This window comes from Paenibacillus litoralis (assembly GCF_046244365.1).
In the GTDB taxonomy this organism is placed as follows: Bacteria; Bacillota; Bacilli; order Paenibacillales; family NBRC-103111; genus Paenibacillus_V.
Window position 1 is genome coordinate 209611 of record NZ_CP176395.1, and the last position, 12263, is coordinate 221873.

The 12263-nt window shown below is 58.8% G+C and carries 7 protein-coding genes; 3 read left to right on the plus strand and 4 right to left on the minus strand.

The window, feature by feature from the left end:
- Positions 1 to 23: 23 nt before the first annotated feature.
- Complete coding sequence (locus tag ACKGJP_RS00880; RefSeq protein ID WP_409343839.1) at positions 24 to 1538, minus strand: sulfatase; 1515 nt, start codon at positions 1536 to 1538, stop codon at positions 24 to 26.
- Positions 1539 to 1780: 242 nt separating this feature from the next.
- Between ACKGJP_RS00880 and ACKGJP_RS00885 the strand changes: the two genes are divergently transcribed.
- From ACKGJP_RS00885 to ACKGJP_RS00895, 3 genes are all read left to right on the plus strand, one after another.
- Entirely contained in the window at positions 1781 to 2647 is an 867-nt protein-coding gene (locus tag ACKGJP_RS00885) for an AraC family transcriptional regulator (RefSeq protein ID WP_409343840.1), read from the plus strand.
- Between the two features lie 111 nt (positions 2648 to 2758).
- Entirely contained in the window at positions 2759 to 2995 is a 237-nt protein-coding gene (locus ACKGJP_RS00890) for a glutaredoxin family protein (protein ID WP_409343841.1), read from the plus strand.
- Positions 2996 to 3246: 251 nt separating this feature from the next.
- Positions 3247 to 3762 carry an HPP family protein gene (locus ACKGJP_RS00895; RefSeq protein WP_409343842.1) on the plus strand — a complete coding sequence of 172 codons (516 nt, stop codon included), beginning with the start codon at positions 3247 to 3249 and terminating at the stop codon, positions 3760 to 3762.
- 28 nt (positions 3763 to 3790) lie between these two features.
- Here ACKGJP_RS00895 and ACKGJP_RS00900 read toward each other — a convergent pair whose 3' ends face one another.
- From ACKGJP_RS00900 to ACKGJP_RS00910, 3 genes are all read right to left on the minus strand, one after another.
- Entirely contained in the window at positions 3791 to 8476 is a 4686-nt protein-coding gene (locus ACKGJP_RS00900) for a DEAD/DEAH box helicase (protein WP_409343843.1), read from the minus strand.
- A gap of 120 nt (positions 8477 to 8596) precedes the next feature.
- Positions 8597 to 11410, minus strand: a complete 2814-nt coding sequence (locus tag ACKGJP_RS00905) for an ABC transporter permease (protein ID WP_409343844.1) — start codon at positions 11408 to 11410, stop codon at positions 8597 to 8599.
- Positions 11403 to 12164, minus strand: coding sequence for an ABC transporter ATP-binding protein (locus tag ACKGJP_RS00910; RefSeq protein ID WP_409343845.1), 762 nt, complete (start codon positions 12162 to 12164; stop codon positions 11403 to 11405). Before ACKGJP_RS00910 ends, ACKGJP_RS00905 begins: the two co-directional genes overlap by 8 nt.
- Positions 12165 to 12263: the final 99 nt, after the last annotated feature.

Below are 12263 nucleotides of genomic sequence, written 5' to 3' on the forward strand. Positions count from 1 at the left end.
TTCTATTTATATATTGTCGGCGCTTACGCTCCCCACACCCTTGGCATCGGCATCGGCTCGATGCCAAGGCCGGCCCAAGCGTATTTGAGCAGCATTTCCGTTTTGATTTCGCGATAAGCGGGGTCGTCCCACTTATTGTCGAGTTCGCCCGGATCTTCCTCCAGATCGAACAGCTCGCCGTACGTTTGATTGTAATATACGGTCAGCTTATAGCGTGCATTCACGTACGTTTTTTGATGAATGGTCGTCGGCTCGTGGCGGAATTCGACCAACGCGTGGTCTCGAGCCTCCGATTGCTTGCCGAGCCATACGCCGCTTTGGTCGACGCCGGTCATCGTACGCGGAACCGGTAGACCGGCGAAGCTTAGGAAGGTCGGCGCCAGATCGACGAGCGATTGGATAGCGCTGCTCGTTTCCCCGGCAGGTACTTGGCCCGGGTAGCGGACCAGGAAGGGCAGCCGGATGAGATCCTCGTAGTGGAAGCCGCCTTTGTGCTGCAAGCCGTGCTGGCCGAAGAAATGGCCGTGATCGGTCGTAAACACGACGATCGTGTTGTCCGCCAGCCCCAGCTCGTCGAGCTTATCGAGAATTTTGCCGATATATTTGTCCATCAGGCTGATCATGCCGTAGTACACGGCGACCAGCTTTTTCGCATCGTCCCCGGGGTACTGGGTGATATGCGAGTGATAACCGTGAATCGAGTTGCCGCTTTCCTTCCAGGCGCTAAAATCCGGATTCTCGAGCTGCGTCATGCCAAAATGCGGCGGGTTCTTGTCATGCTCCCCCGGCGTAACCGACGGAATCGTCAGCTTGTCCGGATCGTACATCGTGTCCCATGGCGCCGAAGCCAAATACGGCGGATGCGGGTCGAAGAAGCTCGACCATAGGAAGAACGGCTCGTCGCTGCTCTTGAACTGTTCCAGCAAGGCGTTCGTCCGCTCGGCAATCCATGTATCGTAATGGTATTCTTCGGGGATATCCCACGAAAATTTGTGATTCGGATCCATCGTCCCGGTAGGGGCGGTAAAGTAGTCACGCCAGTTGGCGCAGCCTTTGTCCTCCAGCCAGTTCACATAATGCTGGCCGACCAGAAACTCGTTCGTATGGTTGCGCGTCAGCTCGATATGCTCGAAGCCGTAGAACGGCCCGTTGAACGTCCGCCAAAACTCGTGATCCTTCAAGTAGGGATACGATTCAAGAGACGGATATTCTTCCGTTCCTTGCAGCTGCTGAAAATGCGCTTTTCCGATCAACGCCGTCCGGTAGCCGCCGGCCTGAAGATCTTCGCCGACCGTATGCCTGTCCTCGAGCAGCTTCGTGCCTAGCGTCCATGCGCCGTGCTGGCTGGGATACTGGCCCGTAATGATGGAAGAGCGCGACGGCGTGCACGTCGGGTTCGGGCAATACGCTCTCGTAAACGTCGTTCCTTCGCGGACGAGCCGATCTAGGTTGGGCGTGGAGAGCTCGGGCTGGAACGCGCCGATCGTATTCCAATGCTGCTGGTCGCTTGTAATGAGCAGTATGTTCGGTTTTTTCAACGGAAGGGCCTCCTTGGGCGGTCATTCGCCGTATCGATGTTTTCCGCAAAAGTGGAATGGATTAATTGTAAAGGATGCGGCTTTTAACCGGAATGCCATGGTGTTATCTGATTTGTCATTTTGTCAGGTGTGGGCTAAGCTATAAGAAATGGCGCGGTCGACCGGAGGATGCCGGACACGCCTGATGGCGGGAATGCCGATAAGCGGTGCGATAGCCGGGAACGGGACGAGGAGGAGCTTTCATGCGGCAGCGGATGAAGGAATACGATAGCGAGTACGCGGAATTGATCTATTGCACCCCTTCCGCTCTCGAGAAGGAGGGGGCCCTTTGGCTGCTGCGCGCGGGAAGGTGCGAAGCGAAGCCGAACTACAAGGCGGGACCGAAATGGAATGAATATTTCAGTATTCATTTTGTCCGGGAAGGGCAGGTGCTGCTTACCTATAAGGACAGACGGGTCGCGCTTCGCAAAGGGGATCTGTTTACCATGTTTCCCCACGACGTTTACGAATATAAGATCGATCCGGCCGTTTCTCGGTTGGAAATGGCGTGGATCAATTTCGAAGGCCGGCATGCGGACCGGCTGCTGCGTGCGATCGGCATGAGCGAAGAGGTTCCTTTTCTGCAAGGAGTGTTGAACAAGGAGACCGAAGATTTGGTAAGGCAGCTGCTGCAGGCGATTCGTTCCTCGTATAGCGAAGGGAGCTGCTTACAGGCGATCGGCTTGCTGTACGGATTATTTGCGAGATTAACGCCTGCGCCGGCAGGGCCGTCCGTTAAGCAAACGCGAACGGCTTGGCTGGATAAAAGCGTGGAATTCATTCATACGCATGTGTTCGAAGGCGTTTCGGTCGAGGACGCGGCGCATTACGTCGGCGTGCACCGGTCGTATTTCTCGGGCGTCTTCGCCGAACGGATGGGCGTCTCCCCTATTCAGTACATGCAGCGGCTCAAAATGGACAAAAGCGCCCTATTGCTTCATGAGACGGACAAGCCTGTCACGGAAATCGCTCTGTCTGTCGGCTACCCCGATTTGTATGCGTTTACGAGGGCGTTTACCGCCTACTTCGGCATGTCCCCGACAAAGTACAGGAGAAGAGCCCAGGGGTAAAAGACCTGTGTATGAAGAGGGAATCTGTGCGCAGCCCGTGCTGCTTTGCTTTCGGGTTGCCCTTATTATACGATAGAGGGAAAAAGCTTTACGGAAAGGAAGGCGTTCAGAATGGCGGATCCTGTAATTGTATACTCCGGTCCGGGCTGTGCCGACTGCCAGCGGGTCAAAGAGCTGCTTACGAACAAAGGCGTAGATTTCGAGACGAGGGACGTATTTGCAAATAAAGCGTACCGGGAAGATGTGGAAAAACTCGGTTTTATGGGAATTCCGGTAACGGTCGTAGGCGGCCGAGCGATCAAGGGCTTCGATAAAGAAGCGCTGCTCGAGCTGCTGGCGGGACGTTAAGGCTGTTGAGAGCCGCTCTGCGAAATTTCGCGGGGGCGGCTTTTTTTTAAGTCTCAGAATGATATCCTCCGCTGATTGTTCGACTTCTCGGTAAACGCGCCATCTAAAGACGGCGAAGTCGTTTATCCTTGTTTCTCCAAGCTGTGAATCCGGGCGGGAATGGGAATAGTAGTCGGTGGTTGCCAGAAGCAGCTTCTCCCTATATATTAAATACATAATTAACTATGAATTTATGTATAAGGGGGATTCATATGCAAAGCACATCTTTTTTTGCCAAAATGAAAGGCGGCGGCCGCAGTCCGCTCAAAGCGGTGCCGCGAACGGCTATCTTGGGGTTTGCGGGCGGCTTTGCAGCTATTGCGCTGCTCGGTTTGCTGACCGACTGGACGTCCGCCGCGTGGATCATGGCGCCGTTCGGGGCGAGCTGCGTTCTCGTTTTCGTCGCTTGGGACGCGCCTTTGTCGCAGCCGCGCAACGTAGTCGGGGGCCATCTCGTATCGACCGTTGTCGGACTGACGGTGTTCCACTCGGGCGGCAGCGGAATATGGGCCGTAGCGCTTGCCGTAGGTCTTGCGATCGGCGCCATGGTGCTGACCCGGACGACGCATCCTCCGGCAGGCGCCAATCCGATCGTCGTCATGATGGCGGGGAGCGGGTGGACGTTCCTTATCGCGCCTGTTCTCGTCGGTTCGCTCATGATTGTCTTTGCGGGGCTGGTCATTAACAATCTCGACGAAAAAAGGAAATACCCGCAGTTTTGGCTGTGAGGCCGCTGCGGGTATTCTCAAGGAAATATTATTTGAAGCTGCTCGGCCATAACACGAACGACGCTCCGTCCTTTTCTGCTCCCAGTTGTTCGAAAAAGCTCGCAGCCGCGGTAAGCTGGATGCGCTCGCCATTCCAGCTATCAATGACGATCTTGCGCATGCCGGGGAGCTGGAGCAGCGATTTGGCGATCGGCCGCAGGGCCGCGTACCGTTCGGTAAGCCGCGCTTCGTCTCCGGAATCGGTCCGGGAGTCATCGGCACGGCCGGCAGCTATTGTTTCCGGCCGTAATGCCGTGTCGTCTATCGTATAGAAACGGCGGCCGTTATTTTCGATCCAGTACAGCCAGCGACCTCCCTGCAGAACCAGGTAATTGCCGCTTTTGCGGGCGAAGGCGATGCCGTCGCGTTCCGGCCATTTGACCGTAAGTCCGAATGGATTGGCGGGATCGAGCGAAGAGAGAAGCGTCATCCCCTCGTCTTTGGCCCAATCCGGCTGCCGCAGTCTTTCTACCAGCTCTTTGGTTGAAAATTGAAGAGCGGGAATATCGCGCACCCAGAGCCCCCGGGTCAGCATGCCCCATTCCTCCAGCTGACGCAGCGCTCCTTGCAGCCTTTCCCAAGGATAAGGAAGCCGCTCGGTCATCATGTCCTTCGTAATAAGGCCGTTAGCCGCAAGCAGATGATGCATCCAGCTCGTCACGGCCGATTCCGGGGAGACCGTGCCGTCCCGTAAAGATTCAATCGTATACCACCGGCCAAGGCCGGACTGGAACTTATTGCCCGCTTTGGGCGATTTGCTGCCGGAGCCCCCATGCATGCGCAGCGGGGCGAACTGGTCGTTCGAAACAAGACCCTCCCATACAAGCTTCAGCAGCTCCGGCATTAGCTCGGAAGGAGGCCGCCCGGTTTCCCGGCTGATCGCCGAAAGGAAGGAGGCGCCTTTATGCCGCAGCAGCGCATACAGCTCCGAAGGGGCGCTCGCATCTCCCGAAGCGGCTTCCACCGGCTTTAGGAAAGGAGCTATCAGCTCCTTGGATTCGACAAGGAAGAAGGCGATTTTGCCTTCCTTTTCGCCGTCTTCTTTGCGTCCGATCCAGACGATTTCTCCGCTCGCGCACAGCAGATCAAGCGTTTCTTTGCGGTAATCCGTCAATCGCGAAGGAAAGATGGCCGATTCCCAGAAAGGCAGCGGCAGAAACAACCCTTGCAGCCGGGCGATTACGGACCTCAAGCCGTCTTGGCCGCTTAACCGGCAGTCGGAGCGGACGTACTGGAGTTTCAACAGCTCTTCGCAGTACCGAATCGGGTCGGCCGGTTCGGCCTGACCGCGGAAATGGCGCAAGGACAAACGAATGAGTCTCGAGAGGATGCTCTGGCTCGTCCAATGGCTGCTCTCTCCCGGCTCCGAGAACGGGGAGGGGGCTATCATGCGTTGCTCCGCCCATTCGTTGACGATATGCTCCGCTTGCTCCTTCGGCAGGCCGTATTGAACGGCAAGCTGCTCCGGGGTTATGTAAAGCTGTCCGTCGACGTAACGCTTCAGAACGAAGGTGAGCGCGTGCGGATCTTCGGGGAAACGCGCATACGTCTCGCTCTCGTCGGCGGCGATCAACCGCTCTTCTCCGCCGACCCGCGTAACGGCGATTTTGCGCCGGCGCTGCAGCTCTTCGACGAATGCGGCTGCCGTCTCCCCGGAAATAGCGTGCGTTTCTTTTTGGTTTCTATCCGTCGTCGAGAAAGAGGCGGGCTGCCCGTCGTTCGTCGTCTGGCCGGAGCTTTCGGATGTCAGCCTGAGCATCAGCTCCTCGCGTGTCATGTCCCCGCGCTGCTTCAACAGCCGTAAGACGTCGTCAGGCCGCTGCGCAAGGCGCCGTTCGGGCCAAATGCCGCCATCCTCGGACATGGCGGAGACGACCGGTTCCAGCATGCCCCGCAAAGCGTCGTTACCGAACCACTCGCCGGCCAACTCTTTGTTCAAGCTAAGCAGTTGCAGCTGCAAATCTTTGCCGATCGCATCCGATTCATACAGCTGCGTATTCACATAGTCGGCGACAAATTGGACGGCGAACGGGGAAGGAAACGAAACATGGCGGATGTCGGCCTCGATATGGCCGTTCTGCAACCCGTTCAGCACGTCTTGCAGCCCTGGGAGATCGAGGTGCTCGTCCAGGCAGATGCGGATCGCTTCGCCGATGAACGGGAACTGCTCCGCGAAGGGCATTGCGTCTCGCAGCAGCCTCTCGCTGAGCAGTCTTTTGCGGGCGGCAGGCATTCTGGTGTAGGAACGCGGCAGCAGAAGGGACGTGTCCGCCAGCCTGCGGAACGCGGCTCCGAACAAAGGCGAGGAGGGGATCGCTTCGCGCAGCAGCTGCTCTGCGTTATGCGCCCCGACGTTCATCAGACCGGGTATCCGTTCGGCATCCCATTCGGGGAAGACGAATTCGATTCCGTTGTCTTTAGAGTGCGTATAGAAACGGAACGGCAGCCGCTCCTCCCAATACCGCTGCAAAGCCAGCTGCCATGTCCGGTTGAGCCGCCGTCCGAACCAGCTGTGGACGATCAGGTGATGCTGCTCCGTTTCGTCTTGGAAATGCTCGAATACGATGCGCCGGTCCGTAGGAAGCGCTCCGGCGGCCCGTTGCGAGCGAATGAGCGCGATTAGCTGCTCGGCCGAAGGGCCGTCCATGAAATAGCCGGACGTTAGCCAGTCGGCTGCGTCGGCATCCCCTTTTCGCGCGGTCGAGGTGCCGGCGTTCGCCGTTTCGGCTCCTCCTGCTTCGAGGCGCCGCTCGATGTCAGCCATAAATTGTCCTACCCGGGTAGACAGCGTGAAGCTGCGTCCCGGCGCTTCCGCCAGCCAGAACGGGATTTCGCTGAACGTGTTGGCCGTTTCCTTCACATAGATGCGGTCCGCCTGAATCGATTGGATCATCCAGGATGACGTGCCAAGCTGGAATACGTCGCCGACCCGGCTTTCATGGACGTACGTTTCGTCGAGCTCGCCCAGATGCAGCCTGCTGTCGGCATGATGAACCGGATAGGCGGAGCTCTGCGGAATCGTGCCGCTGCCCATGATCGCAGCCATGGGGGTTACGCTGCGGCGGTGCAGCAGGCCGGTTTCGCGGTCCCAGTCGAGCAGGGGACGCGCGAACGGGTAGAAGCCCGCCAATGCCTGCACCGCAGCGGCCAGCCTTTCGCGCGTAAGCCCGCGGTAGCCGTAGGCGCGCGCCAGCACGCGGTGCACGCGGCCGAGCTGCCAGTCGTCGGTGGCGACCATCGCCACCGTCTGCTGGCAGAGCACGCCGAGGTCATCCTGCGGAATGCGGATGTCCTCGAGCGTGCGCTCGGCCACGTGCCGCGCGAGCAGCGCGCATTCCGGCAGCACTCCGCGGCTGCGCGCCACGATGACGCCGCGGCTGGCGTCGCCGACGGCGTGACCGGCCCGGCCGATGCGTTGGATGCCTGCGGCCGCGCTTTGCGGCGAGTCGATCTGGATGACCAGATCGACATGGCCGACGTCGATGCCGAGCTCCATCGACGCGGTTGCCACGAGGCAGCGCAGCTCGCCGGCTTTGAGCGCGCGCTCGACCTCGAGCCGCTTCTCGCGGGCGACGCTGCCGTGATGGGCGCGGGCCAGTTCATAGCCCGCGTGGTCGTTCAAGCGCTGCGTCAGCCGTTCGCTGAGCCGCCTCGTGTTGACGAACACGATGACCGTTCGGCTGCCTTCCATTAGCTGCATAAGGCGGCTGATGAGCGGCGTCCAGGCCGCTTCTTTGGTTTGGGCGATCACCGTTTGGTCGGGCATCGTGACGAACAGCTCGAACGTTTTGCGCATCGCGCTTTCAATGATGCGGACGGGGCGGGGGCGGCAGTCCTGCGGTACGCTGACCGTTGCTGTAACCGCTGGGGCGAGACTGTCTTGGTCACGGTCGCTCGTCTCTCTTTCTTCGCCGCTATCCGCTGCGCTTTCCGAACCGACTTCCCATCCGCCGAGATAGCGGGCGACGGTTTCCAGCGGACGGATCGTCGCGGATACGCCGATCCGCTGGGGCGAGCGCCAGCACCATTCCACGAGCCGTTCCAGCGTTACCGAAAGATGCAAGCCGCGCTTGTCGGCGGCTAGGTCGTGAATTTCATCGATGACGATTTGCTCGACGGTGCGCAGGATGTCGCGTCCCTTTGGCGAGGTCAGCATGATATAGAACGATTCCGGCGTGGTTATCAGCACGTCGGGCGGCTGCCGCAGCATCGACGCCCGCGTGCTCTGCGGGGTGTCGCCGGTGCGGACGCCGATGCGCAAGCCCGGCCAGACGCGGCCAGACGCCGCGGCCGTCTCCGCCATCTCTTCCGCAAAGCCGATGACATGGTGGTGAATGTCATTGTTGAGCGCCTTGAGTGGCGTAATGTACAGCAGTCTGACGCCGGGCGTGCGGCTTTCCGAACCGGAGCCGCCGGTCCCGCTTGTCCGGTCGGCAAGCGGAGACGTCGCATCTGCGACGGCAGCTTCGCGCTCTTTGTCCGTCACAATGCGGTTTACGCAAGGCAGCAAAGCGGCCAGCGTTTTGCCCGAGCCCGTCGGGGCGGCAATCAACGTATGCTCTCCCGCCGCAAGAGAAGCCCAAGCCTGGCGCTGCACATCCGTCGGTTGCCCGAATTTATGCGTAAACCATTCGTCGATTACCGGATGGAACGCCGTGATATCGAAGTCGCTCATTCCCCCACCTCATTTCCAAACATTTTCCATACCTGCAGTATACAAGAAACGAATGGGCGAATGAAATGCCGCCTTGACGGGTTCTGTTATTTATAAGCAGCTACGCGCTAAATCCGCTTTCTACAAGTCGGCCTCGCGAATCGCTTGACCGGGCGTCAGCCGCAAGCTCTTGGCGGCGGGCGCGGCGTTCAGGAGAAGCGTAACGATGAGCAAGCCTACAAACAACAGCGCAACGGGGAGGTAAGGATATTGGAACGCGAGATGCGGCTCCATCGGCTTTTTTTGCCCCTCCATAAAGCTGTAAATCAAATAGGAACCCGTGGATCCGAACAGCAGACCATTCCCTAAACCGATCCAGCCGATGGTCGACCCCTCGATCATAAAAAGCTGCGCAATAAGGGTGCGTCCGAAGCCGATGCATCGCAGCATCGCCATTTGTTTCGCTCTTTCGTGCACGGCCCGGTATTGGGCGATCATCAGGCCGCATAACCCGATCACGACGGACAACAGCATAAACGCTACGAAGATGAGCACCGTCTGGCGCATCATCAGCAGCTCGCCCATCTTTTGGCGGAATGGGATTTGCAAGCCGTCCTGCCGGTTAAGGGCGAACGTTTCCAGGATCGTCTCCGTCGCCTCCGCATCCCGTTCGTCGATGTCGAAGAACACGTAGCCTTTCTCGGGATGGTTCGGCCATTTGAAGCCTTCCCTCTCGAACGTTTCGTAGAAAACCGGACTTGCGACCAGCAAATTGTAGAACTCGTTTCCGATCTCTCCTTTTACGAAACCGGCAATTTCCACTTCCCTCTGCGCAATCGCTTGAGAGGGGGTTCCGAAACCCGGCGTATTCGGCGCCGCAGGCTTCCCGAAAACGGTGAGCATGATTTTATCCCCGGCTTGAAGCGGTCGCTGAGGCAGAAATCTTTTAGCGTAAACATCCGACCAGAGATCCGCCTCATACCGGAATTTTTCATCTAAAATAACGGCATTTTCTTGTGTCAACAGCGTGTTCCACGCTTCTTCGTCGCTGGAGAAGCGCGGGGAACGTTCGATCAACTGGAGGCGGCCGTTCAGAAAAAAGGTCGGATCGTAGGCGGTCACGCTAAAGGTGCTGACTTCCTTCCATACGCCTTCCGCGAGTACGTTAAGCCGGTAAGGCGAAACGGAGTTCACACGGTGAATCAACCCGCTCACTTCCGGTTCGGTTTCAGCGGTTCGTATAAGCGCATCGCGCTCCGCATCGTCCGAATAGGCAGCGTAAGCGGGATAGCCCATAAGCGAATCCTCTACCTTGCCGCCCTCCTCCGTATACAGCCATTGATAGCTGATCGCAACAGTCGTCGTCAGCATCATGAAGACGATGCTGAATATCGCGGAGATGACGAAAGCGCGGCTTTTCTTTCTTAGCGGGTAACGGAAAGCGAGCATGACGGATGCCCGGTTGCCGCCGATCTTTCTGTACAGGGGCGCAAAGGCATGCTCCAGGAGCGGGAGCGACTGGATAACGGCGTAAACGGCGGCGACGGAGCCTAGCAGCCAGACGCCAATAACCGATAATCCTTTGGCCAAAAAGCCGACTCCCATCGAGTCCAGCCACTCGCCTCCAAGCGGAGTCAAGGTCTGTACCAAATGAAAAAGGGGCAGAGCCGCGCAGATGGCGATCAGAAGCAAGCGTCCTGCCGTAAGCTTATGCGGCTTGGCCGTCTGCATGCCCCCGCCGCGCAGCGTCTGAACGATCGGCTGCTTCGTCAGCGCGCGCGAAGCGACCGCCGTCACGGCTAACTGGAACGCCACGACCGCTGCGGCGGTCACGACGATCGCCTGAACCGGCAAATGCGGAACGAGCGGAATGGATAGCCCCTCGTAGCGCTGGACGGTTTCGGCGAACTGCTGACGGAAAAAGGCGATGAGCCCGTAGCCGAGAGCGCAGCCGAGCAGCGTGCCTGCCGTTACGCTCAGGACGTTAAGCAAGGCGGCCTCCGCTCCGAAAATAACGCGAACCTGCCGATTGCGGAGGCCCAGCGCACGAAGAACGCCCAATTGTTCATTGCGAGCATCGGCCAGCATGAGCAGCACTTGAAGAAGCAGCAGCGCACCGGCGCAGGAAGCGGCAACACTGGCGATCAGGAAGGTCAAGCCGTACCTCGCTTGCAGCGCATTCACTTTGGCGATTGCCGTTTCCTTCTGCTCCGTAACCTCGAACAGCGGCATAGGCACCGGAAAATGAGGCGGCTCCGCCGATACGCGGCCCGTCGAGACGAACATCGAATGAAAACGTCCTTCTTCCAGCTGAGCCAGACGACGCGCGGTTTCGGGCCTGACAAGCAGCGTGCCTGACGCGTTTGCACTCCCTCGGTAGCCCGTTATCCCGCTTTCGGGCGCTACCTGCTTAACCTTGAGAAGCCGCAGCCCGCCGGACGGCTCGTAGACGCCGATCAATTCGCCTTGCCCGATGCCGAGCTTGGAGGCGACGGGAGCGGAAACGACCGCTTCGTCTTCGGTCGGCGCCGAGCCGAGAACGGCCTGTTCGCCAGGGGCGAAGACGGAAGCCGCGGCAAAATCGATGCCCAGCACGAGCGTATCCGCAGCGGCCTGTACCGGCTGCCGGTCTTTGTCCAGCTTGACGACAGTGCCTGTCGTCCGCACGACGGGAAGCGTCTGCAAGCCGGATCCGGCGAGCTTCCCGGTAATTTCGGCGGTTTCCTGCGATGCAAAGGATGCGTTCGGGCGTACGGGGGTGATTTCCCAATCGACGGCACCGAAATGAGCCTCCATCCACCGCTTTCCGCTCTGTTCAAAAGAATGATGAAACACGATCGCGGCAACGATCAGCATGGCGCCGATGCAGCCTCCCGCAATCGACAAAAGGGTTTGCTTCGGCGAACCCTTCACGTGCTGCCAAGCCATTTTCCATACAAGCGGGGATTTAAGCACGGTCGTATCCGCCTCCTCCCGGTTGCTCGGAGACGATCCGGCCGTTCTCCATCCGCAGGATCCGGTCCGTCTGCTCCGCGATTTGGGGGTCGTGGGTGACGATGACGATCGTCGTGCGCCGGTGCTCGTTCATTTTGCGCAAAAGCCCGAGCACCTGCTCGGCCGTCTTGCTGTCAAGCGCCCCGGTCGGCTCGTCCGCCCAAACGACCTTGGGATCGCCGACAAGCGCCCGTGCGATCGCAACGCGTTGGTTCTGGCCGCCGGACAGCTCGGCTGGGAATCGTTTGGCCTTGTCGCCCAAGCCTACTTGCTCGAGCGCTTCATAGGCTCGCGACTTCGCTTCTTTTTCGGAAAGACCTCTGCCGATGAGCGGCAGAGCGACATTATCCAGCGCGTGAAGAACCGGAATGAGATGATACGTCTGAAAAACGAAGCCCATATGCGCCAGCCGGAAAGCGGCCAGCTTATCGTCGTTCATGCCGTGGAGCGGGGTGCCGTCGATCCGAATCTCGCCTTCGTCGGCCCTTTCGATACCGGCCAGCAAGTGCAGAAGCGTCGTTTTGCCGCAGCCCGACGGGCCCATGATGCTGATCATTTCTCCGTCCCGGACGTTCAAGCTTACTTGCTTGAGGGCGCGTGTCTCCGACTCGCCTCTGCCGAACGTTTTGCTGATTTGCTTTGCTTCGATTAAGGGCAATTCGCCGGGATGCTTTCGAGGGTTGCTCACGTTTGTTTGAGGATACGATCCGATCATTCGGTATACTCCGCCTTTCGCCATTCGTTATCGTACATTCGCAGAGTAGCACGGCGATTTGCAGCCGGAATGGAGAAGTTGTGCAGATTTGATGCAGAA

Excerpts from the sequence above, each read along its gene's own strand:
- ACKGJP_RS00885 (WP_409343840.1), top strand. The coding sequence starts at position 1,781 with ATGCGGCAGCGGATGAAGGAATACGATAGCGAGTACGCGGAATTGATC.
- ACKGJP_RS00890 (WP_409343841.1), top strand. The coding sequence starts at position 2,759 with ATGGCGGATCCTGTAATTGTATACTCCGGTCCGGGCTGTGCCGACTGC.
- ACKGJP_RS00895 (WP_409343842.1), top strand. The coding sequence starts at position 3,247 with ATGCAAAGCACATCTTTTTTTGCCAAAATGAAAGGCGGCGGCCGCAGT.
- ACKGJP_RS00900 (WP_409343843.1), bottom strand. The coding sequence starts at position 8,476 with ATGAGCGACTTCGATATCACGGCGTTCCATCCGGTAATCGACGAATGG.
- ACKGJP_RS00910 (WP_409343845.1), bottom strand. The coding sequence starts at position 12,164 with ATGATCGGATCGTATCCTCAAACAAACGTGAGCAACCCTCGAAAGCAT.